The 15881-nt window shown below is 65.5% G+C and carries 12 protein-coding genes; 4 read left to right on the forward strand and 8 right to left on the reverse strand.

Going from position 1 to position 15881, the window contains the following annotated elements; all coding sequences use genetic code 11:
- The first annotated feature begins 762 nt into the window (after window positions 1-762).
- The 3 genes from G6039_RS27435 (at window position 763) to G6039_RS27445 (ending at window position 5496) form a co-directional block, all read left to right on the forward strand.
- Window positions 763-2484, forward strand: coding sequence for a relaxase/mobilization nuclease domain-containing protein (locus G6039_RS27435; protein WP_043800693.1), 1722 nt, complete (start codon window positions 763-765; stop codon window positions 2482-2484).
- A gap of 585 nt (window positions 2485-3069) precedes the next feature.
- Entirely contained in the window at window positions 3070-3609 is a 540-nt protein-coding gene (locus G6039_RS27440; RefSeq protein WP_051446107.1) for a cupin domain-containing protein, read from the forward strand.
- Window positions 3610-3735: 126 nt separating this feature from the next.
- Window positions 3736-5496: a sigma-54-dependent Fis family transcriptional regulator gene (locus G6039_RS27445; RefSeq protein ID WP_161780448.1), complete on the forward strand. Its 1761-nt coding sequence runs from the start codon at window positions 3736-3738 to the stop codon at window positions 5494-5496.
- Window positions 5497-5546: 50 nt separating this feature from the next.
- On the opposite strand, the gene G6039_RS27450 is transcribed toward G6039_RS27445, so the two are convergent.
- From G6039_RS27450 to G6039_RS27485, 8 genes are all read right to left on the reverse strand, one after another.
- Window positions 5547-6590, reverse strand: coding sequence for an acyl-CoA dehydrogenase family protein (locus G6039_RS27450; RefSeq protein WP_043800688.1), 1044 nt, complete (start codon window positions 6588-6590; stop codon window positions 5547-5549).
- Window positions 6587-7726 (reverse strand): acyl-CoA dehydrogenase family protein, encoded by a 1140-nt coding sequence (locus G6039_RS27455; protein ID WP_043800685.1) that lies wholly within the window; start codon window positions 7724-7726, stop codon window positions 6587-6589. The genes G6039_RS27450 and G6039_RS27455 overlap by 4 nt, the downstream gene beginning before the upstream one ends.
- Complete coding sequence (locus G6039_RS27460; RefSeq protein ID WP_043800683.1) at window positions 7723-8499, reverse strand: enoyl-CoA hydratase-related protein; 777 nt, start codon at window positions 8497-8499, stop codon at window positions 7723-7725. The genes G6039_RS27455 and G6039_RS27460 overlap by 4 nt, the downstream gene beginning before the upstream one ends.
- A 107-nt stretch (window positions 8500-8606) precedes the next feature.
- Window positions 8607-10022 carry an aldehyde dehydrogenase family protein gene (locus G6039_RS27465; RefSeq protein ID WP_043800680.1) on the reverse strand — a complete coding sequence of 472 codons (1416 nt, stop codon included), beginning with the start codon at window positions 10020-10022 and terminating at the stop codon, window positions 8607-8609.
- Window positions 10023-10042: 20 nt separating this feature from the next.
- Window positions 10043-11149 (reverse strand): zinc-binding dehydrogenase, encoded by a 1107-nt coding sequence (locus G6039_RS27470; RefSeq protein ID WP_043800677.1) that lies wholly within the window; start codon window positions 11147-11149, stop codon window positions 10043-10045.
- 47 nt (window positions 11150-11196) lie between these two features.
- Window positions 11197-12066: an SMP-30/gluconolactonase/LRE family protein gene (locus G6039_RS27475; protein WP_235194091.1), complete on the reverse strand. Its 870-nt coding sequence runs from the start codon at window positions 12064-12066 to the stop codon at window positions 11197-11199.
- 41 nt (window positions 12067-12107) lie between these two features.
- Window positions 12108-13712 carry a long-chain fatty acid--CoA ligase gene (locus tag G6039_RS27480; RefSeq protein ID WP_200868119.1) on the reverse strand — a complete coding sequence of 535 codons (1605 nt, stop codon included), beginning with the start codon at window positions 13710-13712 and terminating at the stop codon, window positions 12108-12110.
- Window positions 13713-13780: 68 nt separating this feature from the next.
- Window positions 13781-15400, reverse strand: coding sequence for a flavin-containing monooxygenase (locus G6039_RS27485; protein WP_043800669.1), 1620 nt, complete (start codon window positions 15398-15400; stop codon window positions 13781-13783).
- Between the two features lie 219 nt (window positions 15401-15619).
- On the opposite strand from G6039_RS27485, the gene G6039_RS30345 reads away from it, so the two are divergent.
- A partial coding sequence (locus G6039_RS30345; protein ID WP_206531395.1) for a hypothetical protein occupies window positions 15620-15881 on the forward strand: 262 nt, incomplete at its 3' end.

The raw sequence follows: 15881 nt of genomic DNA on the forward strand, positions 1-15881 counted from the left end.
AGCACGCTACCGAACCAGCGTTGTCGTTGACCGGCCCGAGCGAAACAGCATAGTATTCACCGCGACTCGTTGATCACCGCGCATACCGCGAGCCGATCCGAAGTCCACCACTCCACGGGGCACTATCATCGAGAGCGGCGAATTCGGTTTCCAGCGACTGGTTCTCCATGCGGTCGATCGTATAGACGATGTCCGCGAATCTCGAGCCGTACACGCGGTGTGTTCGTGAGTCGATTCGCGCTCGGATTCTGTTGTCCCCGGGTGGGTGTCCGGGTAGGCGTTGTGTGCACACGACACAGCGGAGCGGAGAAATGTCGTGTGTGCCCAATGCCGTTAAGCCCGGTGCCCACTTGGGGACAACTCCCCCGCTGTGAAGTCGCGTCGGACGCGCGGAGCGCGGCCCTTTGTCAGCCCGTTCGGGCGCCGGCCGACCACAAGTGCGGAGCGCCCTGGTCCTCATGTGGATGCCCGAGATTCTCTGTCCCGCTCCGCTTGATCTCAGGCACCCACAATCGGGTCCGCACCACAGGTGGGGGCGGCCGGGAAACCGCGCGAAGGAACTCGCTTCGCTCGTCCTGTGCCTTTTCATGATCGGGCACACGACGCAGGCGCTGCGTGCCAACTGATCGAGCACCGGCGGAGCCAGATGGCGAAGGCCACCAACGCCACCGGGGATCTGCCCGAGAATCTCGGGGTCACACTCGGCGAGGTGCGCCGGGTCGCGATGCGAATTGACGGCATTTTGCAGGAGTTCGACGCGCGATGATCGTGAAGATCTCCAGCGGTGAGAAGATGACCGGTCTGCTGTCGTATTTACAGGGCCCGGGGCGGTCGAACGAGCACACCGACCCGCACCTGGTGGCGGGAGATCCGGCGATCATGGCGTGGCACGACGACAACGAGTTGTCGCACCAGGACGCGATCGCGATTGCCCGCCAGATCGATGAGCCGCGCCGGGTTTTCGGTACCGAGGTCCGCGAACCGAACTACCTCCGAAACGATAGTGGCGAGGATGTGCGGGACTCGCACGGCAAGAAGGTCCGGGACCCGATCGACCCGTGGCGGGATGCGAACGTGTGGCACTGCTCGCTGTCGCTGCACGCCGACGAGGGGCAGCTCACCGACGAGAAGTGGGGCGCAATCGCGCAGGAATTCATGGACGGCATGGGGTTCACCGAGACCTCCGGCCGCTCCCCCGCCCGCTGGGCGGCGGTGCGGCACGGTGTGTCCACCAAGGGTAACGACCACATCCACATCGCGGCGTCCGTGGTGCGCGAGGACGGTACGAAGGTCGACTTGTGGCGGTCGAAGAAGCGCGCGAGTGAGCTCGCGGGCGAACTCGAGCGCAAGCACGGACTCGCGGTCATTGCCTCCCGTGAAACCGGTTCAGGCGAACGCGGTTACCACCGGGCCGAGAAGCATCGTGCCGAACGTGAGGGTGCCCCCGAGTTGGATCGCGAACTTCTCGCGCGCCGCGTCCGGGCGTGTGCGACTGCGTCGAAGTCGGAGGCGGAGTTCGTGCGCCGTCTGCGTGGGCAGGGATTGGTCGTGCGGCCGCGTTTCGCGTCGGGGCGAAGCGACGTCGTGGTCGGCTACAAGGTCGCTGTTCGGCCGGCTGCTGGGCACACGCCGGTGTTCTACGGCGGAGGACATCTCGCCAAGGATCTGACCTTGCCGCGGTTGCGCAGCGAGTGGGAGGACAGCCCACAAGCGTCGTCGGCGGCTGTCGACGAGTGGAACGCGGCTCGCCGCGACCGGCCGACGGTGCGAGCCGGACGTGAGAGTCAGGAACTCGACCCGAAGCTGCTCGACCGGGCCACCGCGGACATTGGAAAGTGGAACGCTTACCTGCGGTCCATCCCGCTCGAGGACCGGGCACAGTGGGCACGCGCCGCCGGCCGTACCGCCGGGGTATTCGCGGCGTGGTCCGCGCAGATCGAACCGACACCCGGACCGTTGGCCGCGGCGGCGCGTCAGCTCGCTCGGTCCGCGCAGCTTCCGGCGCACCGGGCGTACCGGGCACCGAAGGGAGCTATGTCTGCCGGTGGTGCCGCACTGATTGTGATGCAGACCAGTGGGCATCTCCCGAAGAGCGTGTCCGCGATGCTGTTGCTGCGGCAGTTGATGAAAGCCATGGAGGCGATCGCTGAAGCGCATCGCGCGGCAGGTGAGTTGCAACGGGCACTCGACATCGAGTACGCCGTGCGGACCGAGCTCGCGACCATCCACGCCCCCCAACAGCCGCGGCTGTCGGTGCCGGCTTCCGCGCGCGTCGAAGGGTCGACGGAGCCGGGTCGCACGACGACATCGACACTCACACCGGAGCAGGAAGAGTCGCGGCGGCTTGTCGCACTCGACAACGCCGCACCACCGTCCGAGGCCGTGAGGCGTCCAGGGTCACCGATTCCCGCGCCGCTCGACCCGTCCCCACGCACTCATGCAGGTCGCGACCGCGCACGCGGCAACGACGGCAACGAAAGGTAGGAACGCATGTCAGCACCGCAGAGTCACGACGTCCACCAGGGCCAGTGTTGCCGGTTCCAAAGTGCGCCTTAACCACCGGAGTACGAGACTAAAGTGCTCGGTGTTCGTGCGAAGTACGAATGTGCTGATTCGTCGCACAGTCGTCGGCATCGGTGATCGTCCTCGGCTGCGCTAGCTCGACGGGGGCGTCACATCGTGGCTGGCCGTCTCGGCGACTGCGGTGACTCCGGTGGCTGCTGCGCGAAGTGCGCGCGGTTCATATCGACGAGCGAACCCGCCCACGAGCGCGAGGATGAGCTGTAAGGCGGCGAGCAGTTGGTAGTAGCCGTGTCCGGCGACAACCAGGTACGTCCGACGTTGCAGCTTCGTGGCCGGGGGTGCGGCCTTGGTGATCTTCTGTGCGGCGGCAAACCCTAGGCGGCGGACTTCGGCAGGGTGTCTGTTGCGTTTGCACACCACTGCCAAGGCACTCTGTTCGCGGCAGTGTCTCAGAGTGATACACCGTGGTAGTTCCGATCATTTGTAATTTTGGTCACATCGGGCGCCGGGGTGGCGTCAGAGACTGGCAAGAGGAGCGATCAGCAGATGGCAGAGATGAGCATCACCCGCGTTGTCACCGGAGTGAACAACGAACGCAAAGCGGTCTTCACCTCGGTTGGAACGCCGCGTTTCGCCGCGGCGGGCGGCATGGACATCGGCAACGTCTGGGGAACCCCTGACGACGGTTCGGTGACCGTTGGTAAGGGCGGCAGCGACGAGCCGGTGTTCGCCCCCTTCTTCCCCGAGGGCACCGGCACCCGGCTGTGCGTCGTGCACTGGCCGCCGGCCGGCGCCGCTGACGATGCGGACAGCGACGGAGACGCGCCTGATTCGGAGGCGGCGCAGCCGGGTCTCATCGGGGCGTTCGAGGAGGCCAATCCCGGAATGCACACGACCGAGACCATCGATTACGGCATCTGCCTGTCGGGCGAGATCTACCTCGAGCTCGATGACGGCCAGGAGCAGCTGATCACCCCGGGAACGATTGTCGTGCAGCGCGGCACCCGGCATGCGTGGCGCAACCGCAGCAACGAGGTCTGCACCATGGTCTACGCGCTCTGTGGTGCGAAGTGGGCCGATTCCTGAGACCGGAAGTGCCCGGGGGTGTTGCCAAGTAGTGGCTGTTTCACGACGAGCTGGCGACCGGGCCACCGATCTGGACAATTGATGAGTTGGAGATGCATGCCGCAGGCTGGAGAGGGTGTGTTGTCGATGAGTACGTTCCTCGCCGAGGATCCGGAAACCGGGATGGACCCGGTCATCGAGAGGTCCTGGCTACGCTCCTCTGCCTGCGGCGTGGCGCGGGAGGCTGAGCTCAGCCTCCCCTATGACGACCACATCGATGACGACAGCAGGCTCTTCCGGGCGGCCGAGCCGGTGCTGGAGCGACTGGTCGGCACGATGTCCAACATGCGCCACGCACTGCTGCTCGCCGACCCCGACGCCCGGATCATCCACCGCTGGGTCGGGGCGAAGTCCCTGCACGGCCCGCTCGATAACGCGCGCATCGCGCTGGGCTTCGGTTTCACCGAGGAATTCGCGGGCACGAACGGCGTCGGAACCGCCCTGGAGGAAGCGCGCGTGGTGACAATCAGCGGGGAGCAGCACTTCGCGGAGCGGCTGTTCCCGTTCGCGTGCGTCGGGGTGCCGATTCGCAATCCGGTCCGGGGCACGATCGAGGGAGTCCTCGACTTCAGCTGCCTTGCCACAGACTTCAATCCCCTCATGACCTCCCTGCTCGTCGAGGTCGCTGAGCACATCGAGACCCGCTTCGCGCAGCAGGCGTCCGCGTCGGAGTCGGCGCTGCTGGAGTGCTTCGTCAAGACATCCCGGGTGCACCGCGGCCCCGTGGTGGGGATGCGACCCAACATGTTCCTGACCAACACTTCGGCGGCGGAACAGGTCAACGCGTCCGATCAGGCGATGCTGTGGGAATTGGCGGGTATCGCGGCACGGCATCGCCGCGACACGGGAGTAGCCGAACTCTCGGCTGGCCGCTACTCGTTTCGGATGACGCTCATCGTGGAGCACTCCGGCATCGATGCCGGAGTGGTCCTGCGCCTGAATCCCGAGTTCACCCAGAGGGCGGCACGAGACCTGACGCCGCGGTCGAGGCCGTCGCCGCTCACCACCCCCCGGACTCGGAGCTCCGAGCCCGCGAAGGCGGGACGCAGCGTTCAGTGGAACAAACTGATCGAGCGGATGACCAAGCTGGCGGACAACGACGAACCCGTCGCGTTCACCGGCGAGGACGGCACCGGAAAGCTATGGGCCGCGAAGCGGCTGGCGTCGATGCGCGGCGGCGGGCTGCGGATCTTCGATGCGGAACAGGAGCGGGGTACCTCGCACAGCTCGCTGCCGGATCGCTGCCGCAGTGCGCTCGCCGCGGGTGAATCCGTGATCGTCCGGCGGATAGACAAGCTGACCGTCCCGGTACGTGCCGAACTCGGGGAGCTGGTGCGGAACGCAGAGGGCCCGCTGCGGCTGATGGTGACGTGCACCGATGATCCGCGCGACACCGTGGTGCGTACGATCGCCGGCTTCGCCCATCAACTGTGGCTGCCACCGCTGGCCCAGCGGCCGGACGACATCGTCGATATCGTGCCGGAGCTGCTCGCCGAGATCGCGCCTGATCGGGTGGTCACCTGCGCGATGCCGGCACGGCAGGTGCTGATGCGCTATTCCTGGCCGGGCAACGTCGCCGAGCTACGTGACGTGCTCGCCGTGTCGCTGGCGGAGGCGAAGGGCAGCCAGCTGCAGGTCTCGGATCTCCCGGGGTGGCTGATGAAGAGGGCTCACCGGCGCAAGCTGACGCCGATGGAGCAGTCCGAACGTGACCTGATCATCGACGCCCTGCTCAGTGTCGACAACAACCGGGCGGAGGCCGCGCGGGTGCTCGGTATCGGCCGTGCCACGCTCTATCGCAAGCTGCGTTCACTCGGCATTTCCAACGGCACCGACCTAACGGTCTAGACAGCCCAATTGTTTCGGGCGACATCCGCGAACGTGCCCAGGCGGCATGGTCAGTCCGCGATCAGGGGCCAGAGGTTTTCCGGGCCGGCGGCGCCGGCGATAGCGGCGAGGCGGCGGTCCCAGTAGGTGACCGAACCGAACTCGGCCCGCCACGCCAGTGCGGCTCGGGTATACCGGTGTAGGGAGTGCTCGTTCGTGGTGCCGATGGCGCCGTGGACCTGGTGGGCGTTGCGTACGACCGTGGTCGCGGCGTGGCCGACACAGGAGCGCGCGACGGCGATGCGGAAGAGCAGGTCGCCGCCGGACCAGTCGTCGCTGCGGATCGCGGCAGCCAGCGCCGCCTCGGTGGCGGCGCGAGCCAGCGCGCACTCGGCTGCCGCGTCGGCGATCAGGTGCTGCACCGCCTGGAACCGGGCCAATGGGCGACCGAACTGCGTGCGGGCCGTGACATGCTCGCAAGACAGCGCCAGCGCGTGGTCCAGTGCCGACGACACCATGATGGCGCGGGTGAGCGCTCCCTTGAGTAGATATCGCTCCACCGCGTCGTCGGTGATCGGTGTGCCCGACATATTGTCGAGGTCGATCTGCACCCGATCGCGCGGCTCCCCGACCAGGTTGGTACCGGCCATGATGTTGAACGACGACGCGGGTACGTCGGCGATAAACCGTTGGTCACCGGCGTGCCACACAGCGAGGATCGACTCGGCGGCCGAGGCCCACGGCACGGACGACGCCATGCCCGAGGGATCGAGGATGGCGACGGTGCGGAGCTTCTCATCGGCCGGCAGGCCCGCCTCCTCCAGCAGAGCGCCGGCGAGCAGGTCATGTTCGGCGACAGGGGTTCGGACGCCGGCGGCTGCGGCGGCCGACAGCAGCTCGGCGGCCTCCAGCCAGCTGGCCCCGCTCCCACCGGTTTCCGGGGAACCGGTGAGCCGGGTCAGACCGAGCTCGCTGAGCTCCGCCCATAGTGCGGTATCGAGCTCGCGGATCTTGTCAGCGGTCGGCCCACCGGCGGCATGCTTGCCGGCGTGCTTGGCGAAGACCGCATGCATTAGGTCCGACAGGTCGGGCTCGACATCGGGAATCATGGTCATCGCAATCCCAATCCCCGCGCGATCACGCCGCGCAGTATCTCGTTGGTGCCGCCCCGGAGGGTGAAACCGGGGCGTTGGTCCAGGCCGGTGTGGACCAGCTTCTTCCAGTCGTCGTCGCTCTCGTCGCCGGTCAGCAGCGCGGCGGCCTCGGCGATATCGCCTTCGGTGCTGGTGCCGAGCACCTTGACCACCGCGGCGGCCACGTCCGCCCGTTCGCGGCGTTCCAGTGCACCGGCCACGGCCGCCGACATCTGGTGCAGTCCTGCGATGCGACCCACGAGCCGACCCAGCTCGGGGCCGTTGTCCATCGCGGTCAGCCCCGCCAACAGCGGGAAGGTCGACAGCACGCGTTCGGGGCCGCTGCGCTCGAAGCTCAGCTCCGAGGTGACCTGTTCCCAACCCTGACCGATGGTGCCGAAAACCTGGGAGTCGGGAACCAGGACATCGGTGAGGAAAACCTCGTTGAAGTGGTGCTCGCCGCTCATCGAGATGATCGGGCGGACCTGCACTCCGGGCGAGTCCAGATCGACCAGGAACTGGCTGAGACCGGCATGGCGGTTCGTCGCATCCACAGGCGCGGTGCGCGCCAGGACGATGAACGCGTGGGCCTGATGCGCTCCGGACGTCCATACTTTCGATCCGTTGATCCGCCAGCCGCCATCGACTCGGGTACCCGTGGTGCGGACGCTGACCAGGTCCGAGCCGGAGTCCGGCTCGCTCATGCCGATGCCGAAGAAGACCTCGCCGCGCGAGATGCCCGGCAGATACTTCTCCTTCTGCTCGTCAGTGCCGTATTTGAGCAGTGAGGGGACGATCTGCCGGTCGGCAATCCAGTGGGCCGCAACCGGCGCGCCGGCGGCGAGTAGTTCTTCGGTCACGACGAATCGTTCCACGAAGGATCGATCGTGGCCCCCGTATTCGCTCGGCACGGTCATGCCGAGCCAGCCGCGGTCGGCCAGGGCTCGGGTGAAGTCTTCGTCCCATGCCGACAGCCAGCTGTCAACACGTGGTGTGTAGTGGCCGGCCGCGCGCTGGTCGGCGAGGAATTCGCGGACTTTCGTGCGGAGCGCAGCGGTCGTGGCCGGATCACCGGAGGTGGGCGGAACCAGGCGCCCCACGTTGGGCGGAATGCTCATTTGGTCCGCCACCTCTCCAGCCGGACCGTGTGCTCGGGGTCGAGGTGGGCCAGTGGCTGCATGGCGGCAGCCATGCCGAGCACGGTCTCGAGCGAACTTGTTCTCGACTCCTGCAACAGCCGCTTGGCCATCCGCAGCGATTCCGAGGGGTTCTCAGCGATGCGTTCGGCGATGTCCATCGCCGCGGAGAGCAGGTCGTCGTGCGGGACCAGCGTGGATATCATGTTCCACTCCTTGGCGGTGGCCGCGTCGATACGTTCGCCGGTGAGGGTCATCAGCGCCGCTCGTTCATAACCGATCGCCTGTGGAAGGAACCAGGTGCCTCCGTCGCCGGGAATGAGACCGATCTGTACGAAGCTCTCGGCGAAGGATGCCTTCTCGGACGCCACTCGCAGGTCGCACATCATCGCCAGGTCGCAGCCGGCGCCGATGGCGGGGCCGTTGACCGCAGCGATGATAGCGACCTCCAGGCGGTCGAGGGCTCGCGGAATTCGCTGGATCGAATCGACGTAGGCACGTCGCTGGGCCCGCGGGTCGAGCCCGAACATCCCCTCCGCGTCAGCCATCTCCTTGACGTTGCCGCCTGATGAGAAGATCTTGCCGGCACCGGTGAGGATTACCGCGCGCACCTCGGTACTCCGGTTGGCCTCGTGGACGGCACGCTCGAAGGCCTCGATGAAATCCAGTCCGGTAATGGCATTACCGACGCCCTGATTGTCGATCGTCCACGTCTGGACGGCACCGGAACTGGTGATGGTAAGTGGGGAAGTCATGGTGAAATCCTTCGTTGGCCGATCGGCGTGAGCAGATCAGCTTGATCACGTGGTGGTGGTGTTCGACATCCTTCGAAGACGTCGACCACATCGCCGGATGCAACCGGTCAGGTCGGCATCTGCAGGGACTTGATCTGCAGGAACTCCTCGTAGCCATACGGTCCGAGTTCGCGACCGAATCCGGACTTTTTGTACCCCCCGAACGGGGCGCGCGGGTTGTATGCGCCGCCGTTGATGTCGAGCTGTCCCGTGCGGATCCGTTTCGCCACGGAAACGGCACGCTCGTCGCTACCGGCCCACACTGCCCCCGACAGCCCGTACGGAGTGCAGTTCGCTATGCGCACCGCGTCGTCGTCACCGGTGTGCGGTATAACCACCAGAACGGGTCCGAATACCTCTTCTTGAGCTATCTCGGACATCGGGTCGACGTCGGCGAGGATGGTCGGCGCCAGATAGTAGCCGGGTGACAGAACCCGCTCCGAGCCGCCGGTGACGGGCCGGGCACCGGCGGCGAGTGCTCGGTCGATGAAGCCGCGCACCGTTTCGAACTGGCTCGCGGTGGCCGACGGTCCGAGGCGGGTCGACGGATCGGTGGGGTCGCCGACAGTGAATTTGGCGGCAGCCGCGGCCGCGATGTCCAAGGCCTCGCCGTACCGATCGGCTGGCACCAGCATCCGGGTCCATGCCATGCAGGTCTGGCCGCCGTTGAGGAAGGCGTTGCTGACGCCGACCTTCACCGCTGCGGTCAGGTCGGCGTCAGCGAGTATGACGTTGGCCGACTTGCCGCCGAGCTCGAGGGCGACCTTGCTGACCGCCGCACCCGCGACTTCGGCCACACGTGCGCCGGCGCCGGTGGATCCGGTGAACGAGACGAAGTCGACGTCGGGGTGCCCGGCGATCGCCTCGCCGACGACACGGCCCGGGCCGGAGACGAGATTGACGACCCCGGGCGGCAGGTCTGCCTCATGCAGGGCATCAAAGAACGCAAATACCGACAGCGGGGCCTCGTTACTGGGCTTGAGGACGATCGTGCAGCCGGCCGCGACTGCGGGAACCAGCTTGGCGATCACCTGATAGAGCGGGTAGTTCCACGGAGTGATGGCGCCGACGACGCCGTAGGGCTCGCGAAGGATCACCGAGTTGCTGATGCGTTCGGTTTTTTCGGGCTGATCGAGCACCTCCAGGATGCCTTTGGCGACGGCCAGCGGTACCTTGGTCTGGACGCTCTCCGCGATGCGGATCGGTGCGCCCATCTCCGCGGTGATCAGGGCTGCGATAGCGGGCAGGTGGCGTTTGGTCGCCTCGATGATCGAGTCGACCCGCCGGCGTCGCTCGACCAGATCCACGTCCGGGTCCCAGGCGCGGCGGGCGGCGGTGACCGCACGGTCGACGTCGGCGGCAGTCCCGTGCGGGACATGGCCGATCACCTGCTCGGTGGCCGGATTGACCACTTCTATGACTCGGGCGTGCTCTGCGGGGGTGACCCAGGCACCGTCGATGTAGAGCTCGTTGCGTGCGTGCATGATTCGTTTCTCCCGGTCTGTCACAACACGATGCTGGCGCGGACGTCGCGCTTGGTCTGGGCTGCGGCGAACGCGTCGTTGATCTCCTCGAGTGAGTAGGTGGCGGCGGCGAGCCGGGACAGCGGGATCTTGTCCTGCCACTCCTGGAGGAACTGCAGCGCACGGGAGAGGACGTCGGGCTCGTAAAGCGAAACGCCGATCATCGTCTTGTTGGAGAACACGAATCGGGACGGGTCGAACTCGACGGTCTTGCCGAAGTTGATGTTGCCGATCTCGACATAACGTCCGTAGAGGCCGAGCAAGTTGAGCCCCTCGTTGATCGCGGCGGGGATGCCGACGACCTCGACGACGACGTCCGCGCCCCGGCCAGAGGTCAAACCCCGCACCAGCTTGGCGCGGTCCTTGGCCTCGGGCACCTCGGTGAGGTCGATGACGTGGTCGGCACCGAAGGCGGTCGCCAGCTCCAGCCGCTCGGTGACCCCGTCGATGGCGATGACGAGCGAGGCACCGCGAGCCTTGGCGACCGCCACCGCGTAGAGGCCCAGTGCGCCGGCTCCCTGCACGACCACCGTGTCGCCGAAGGTCTGATTCGCCCGTTCCAAGCCGTACATGACCTGTGAGAGTGCGCAATTCGCACCGGAGGCCAGGTCGTCGGACAGCGAATCGGGGACGCGGTACACGACGGCGCCGGCTGGCAGGACGAAGTAGTCGGCGTAGCCGCCGACGAAATACGGTGGTTCGTCGGCCTGTCCCAGCATCGCCATGGACAGGTTTTCGCAGGCGGTACGGTGCCCACGAAGGCACTGGTAGCAGCGGTGACAGGAGAAGAAATAGGGGAAGACCACGCGGTCGTCCTCCGACAGTGTGTGACCGTCGGAATCGGCGGTGACGCCCTCGCCGAGCTGAGCGATGGCGCCGACCATTTCGTGGCCCAGCACCGTCGGGAGCCGGCCGCCGAGACCCCTGGTGTTGAAGGTCCCGTGCCAAGCGTGCAGATCGGAGCCGCAGATGTTGGTGCGCTTGACCTTGATCAGGATCTCACCCGGACCGACGCCGTCGAGAGAGGCTTCGGTGAGAGTGAAAGGCTGGCCAGGAGCGTCGAATCTGGCGATGCGACCGGTGAACATGGGGGTCCTTTCGGGAGGAGGTCGAGATGAGAAGTGGCGGGAGACGATCAGTTCGCCCCGCGGCGTCCGACTTTCGCGGTGAGGACGTAGCCGGCCGACCGGCCCTGGGCGAAGTCAGGCAGTGTGGTGTCGTTGTTGACCAGGAACAGGATGTCGTTGTCGGGGCCGCCGAAGGTCAGCGCCACGCCCCAGCCCTTCTCGACGAGAATCCGGTCGGTGATCTCACCGCCTTCCTCCACCCGGTAGAAGCCGCTCTCGGGACCCTCGGTGAGGGCATTGGCATACCAGACGCCGCCATCGGAGTCGACGGTCATGCCGTCGGGATTGTGGGTCTCGGGCAGTTGGGCCCAGGTGCGGTAGTCGGTGAGGCTGCCGTCCGGCTGCACCTGGAATGCTGAGATCTTGTGCGCAAGGGTCTCCGAGAGCAGCAGGGTGGTGCCGTCCGGGAGCAGTTCCGCGCCGTTCGGAAACAGAACATCGCCCGGCTCGGCCGACACCGTGCCATCCGGGGTGACATGGATCAGGTTGGTGGTTTCGGGGTCGGCGCCGCCGGCCAGATCAAACCCGAAGTTGCCGATGTAGCAGTGGCCGTTCACGACACACATGTCGTTCGCGTCGCCACCGCAGTACTTGGACAAATCGGCGAACTCGGTGATGGTGCCATCGGGATCACGGCGCAGCAGCTTGTGGTCGTGCTGGGAGACGATCAAGATCCCGCCGTCGTCGGTGAAGCCGAGGCCGGATGGCGAGTTGGGAACATCTGCGATCTTCGTCCAGGCGCCGGTTGTCGGGTCCATCGTGATGACGCGCCCGTTGAAGAAGTCGCTCAGGTAGAGGGTGCCATTGTGGAAGCGGGGTGACTCCAGAAAGCCGTGGCCGCTGCTGAGCTTGCTGTAGAAATGGTCGGTGACCATCATTCCCTCCGGGGGTAGTGATGAGTGTTGAGGTGTAAACGCGATCAGACGTACTCGTTGCGAAGCCGTTTCTTGTCGAATTTCCCGACGCTGGTCTTGGGCAACTCGGTGATGACCTCGAAGCGGTCCGGAACCCAGAACGAGGGGAATCGCTTCTTCAAGAAGAGCTTGAGTTCGTCGGGGGAAACCGTGTCGGACAGGACAACGAAGGCGACGGGCCGCTCGATCCATTTCGGATCCGGCGCGCCGACCACCGAGGCTTCTATGACCTTCGGGTGGGCGATCAGTGCGTTCTCCAGCTCGACCGAGGAGATCCACTCGCCGCCGCTCTTGATCAGGTCCTTGGCGCGGTCGACGATCGTCAGATAGCCGTCCTGGGTCATCGTCGCGATATCGCCAGTGCGGAACCAGCCGTCGGAGAAGCTCCCCGCAGAGCGGGGATCGTTGTAGTACTCGCTGATCACCCACGGTGCCCGGACGAGAACCTCGCCCGGGGTCTTTCCATCCCACGGCGCTTCGGATTCGTCCTCGCGGACCAGCTTGATCTCGACGAGTGGGAGCGGCTGCCCCTGCGTGCTGAAGATCTCGAACCTGGCGTCCTCGTCGAGGTCCTGGTTGGTGGACGTCAGCCCGGAGAAGGTCAGCACGGGGGAGGCCTCGGTCATGCCCCATGCCTGGGTGATGTGGATGCCGTGAGCTTGTTTCCACCATTTCATCTCGACGACGGGAGGTGCCTGACCGCCCAGCCACATCGTGTGCAACGAAGAGACGTCATAGTCGCCGGGGTGCTCCTCCAGTGCGCGGCGGATCAACATACCGACCGTGACTGCCCCGACGAGGACGGTGGGTGCGGCGTCTTCGATGACCTTCAAATAATCCGCACCCACCGGGTGATCGCCGGGCAGGATGATGGTGGCGCCCTGCAGAACACAGGCGAAGGGCATGCCCCAGGAGTTCACATGTGACAGCGGCGTGACCAGCAGGTATCGCTCTTTCTCGCTCACCCCGATGGTGCCGGTGGTGCACAGCCCGAGGGCGTGCAAAACGGTGCTGCGGTGGCTGTAGACCACGCCCTTCGGGTCGCCGGTCGTGCCCGATGAATAACACATCGAAGCTGCGGTGTTCTCGTCCAGATCCGGGTAGTCGTACTCGTCGGAGGCTTCGGCCATCAGGTCGGTGTAGGCGAGTACCGGTACACCCAGTTCAACGTCGGCGGGTGCCTCGCCGTCGAGCACGACGACGGTCCGCACATCGGCGAGCCGACCGGTAAGACGCGCCAGAAGTGGGAGCTGGTCACTGCTGACCAGTAGGACGGTGTCGCCGGCGTGAGCGATGGTGTACGCGATCTGATCGTCGGACAGCCGAGTATTGACGGTGTGCAGAACGGCACCCATACAGGGGACCGCATAGTAGGCGACGAGATGCTCGGCCGTGTTCCAGGCGAGAGTGCCGACGCGGTCGCCGAACGTGACGCCCAGCCCGGCAAGGACGTTCGACAGCTTGCGAGCACGCCGGCCGAGTTCGGTGAAGGTGAAGGCATCGAAGGCGTCGCCGGTGCGGGCGATGATTTCTTTGTGACCGTAGAGACGTTCCGCACGCCACAGCAGAGTCTTGATCTGAAGCGGTACGTCCATCATCAGGCTTTGCACGAGGAGCTCCTTGAGGTGGGGACACTCGATGGAGGGGAGCCGCCGTGGTGACTCCCCTCCATCGGAGATCAGGCCTTGACGAACTCCGGGTAGCCGTTGGCTGCGGAGGTGTTGACCTCTTCGAGGAACGCCGGGAGGCCGGCGGGCCACATGAGCATCTGCACCTTCTTGCCCGGGATGTTGGCGGCCATGTACCAGGACGCGGCGCGGTCGAACAGCGCCATTTCGCAGACCTCGTCGATCTTCTGCTGCCAGACCTGCTCGGCCTCGCGGGTCGCCTCGACCCGCTGGATATCGTTCTTCATCAGGTGATCGAGGAAGTTGACGACCCACTCACCCTGTGCCTCGGCGTTGGTCGGGCCGTTGCAGAAGGCCGACGGGCTCTGGGGGCCGTAGACGAACATCAGATTCGGAAAGCCGGCGGTCGCGGCGCCGAGAGCGGTGTGGGCACCGTCCCTGAACGAGTCGGCGAACGATTCACCCTCGGCATTGCGGATATCGATCTGAGTGATGCCGCCGGTGACCGCGTCGAAGCCGGTCGCCAGTACGATGAGGTCGAACTCGTGCTCGACACCATCGGCTGTGACGATGCCCTTGGTGGTCACATGGTCAATCGGGTTGTTTCGCAGGTTGACCAGGCTGACGTTGTCCTGACTGTAGATCTCGAAGTAATTCTGCTCGAGTGACGGACGCTTGACACCGAAGGGGTGCGGGGGCTCGGTCGGGGCCAGATCCTCCCAGAGATCCTCGCGCGTGATCCGCTTGCGGGTTTCATCGCGCCAGAATCTGTAGAAGGCGCGGTTGCTGTCCTCGTTGAACAAGAGGTCGTTGAAGTTGCCCAGCCACGGCACGAAGCCGCCGATATCCCACAGCCGCTGGAACTCGGCCTCTCGCTCCTCGGGGGTGACGTCGGCGGCGCCTTTGTCGAGGAAGTCGAAGTCGAAGCCGGCGAAGTGGTGGTTGCGCTGCGCCATTCGCTCGGGGTAGGTCTCTTTGTCTTTCGCATTCTCCTCATCGGTCAACTTCCGCTGGCGCATTGGCAGTGCGATCATCGGAGTCCGCTGGAAGACGGTCAGCGCCTCGGCAACCGGGGCGGACTCCTGAGCTACCTGCACACCGGAGGCTCCGGTGCCGATGACAGCGATACGCTTGCCTGCCAGGTCGACACCCTCCTGCGGCCAGCGTGCGGTGTGGTAGCACTCGCCCTTGAAGGTCTCCAGGCCGGGGATCTCTGGAATGTACGGTTTTGAACCGAATCCGGTGCACAGCAGGAAGTAGCGGGCCGAGATGTCCTTGTGTTCGCCGGTCTCGGTGTTCTCGGTGTGCACCAGCCAGCGCTTGGCGTCCTCATTGAACTCCGCGCCGGTAACCTGGGTGTTGAACGAGATGTCCTTGGACAGGTTCAGCTTCTCGTCGACGTGCTTGAAGTAGGCCCGTACCTCGGACCAGTCCGGGTACAGCTCGGAGAAGTTCCAGTCACGCCACAGCTCCTCGTCGGAGAACTGATACATCGGGCCCCACGTGTCCACCCGGGCGCCGGGGTAGCAGTTCCAGTACCAGACACCGCCGAGGCCTCCGGCCGACTCGACCGCGTGCACGTCGTAACCGATCTTGCGCAGTTTGTCGAGCTGATACAGACCCGCGAATCCTGCGCCGACGATCAGTACATCGCGTTGCTCAATGGCCATTTCGAATCTCCTTCGTTCTTGCCGCTGGGGCTGTGAGGACGATCATTGCGACCTGCGACACACCCGAGCCGTTTCATTGCGAGACACCTGCGCCGGATATCTCGCAGAAGGGGAAGCGGACTATTTCAGCTGGTCACGGAGATTTGATCGTGTTGGGTGCGACCCGCCCGTGGCTCGTCCGAACGCGTTACCTGTCTCATACCGAGACACTGATGTGAGATGCAACACCCCTATGCCTCTTCGGGAATGGCAAGCGTCGCCTTCGACGCGGAGCGGTTCGAACGTCTCATCGACCAGCCGTTCGTCGTCGCCGGGGTGCACCGCCACCCGAGCGAGCAGCTGCGCGGTGCATCGCGGGTAAGTCCCGGGGAGTGGTGGGAATCGGCTGAGGGCATCGGTCCAGGTCCGCGGCGTGTCGTTCCCGCTCTGCGGGTGGGCCATCGCGTAGTGATCAACGAGTTACCTCTCACAGTGACTCACA

The organism is Rhodococcus aetherivorans, from assembly GCF_011058165.1.
Lineage (GTDB): Bacteria > Actinomycetota > Actinomycetes > Mycobacteriales > Mycobacteriaceae > Rhodococcus > Rhodococcus aetherivorans.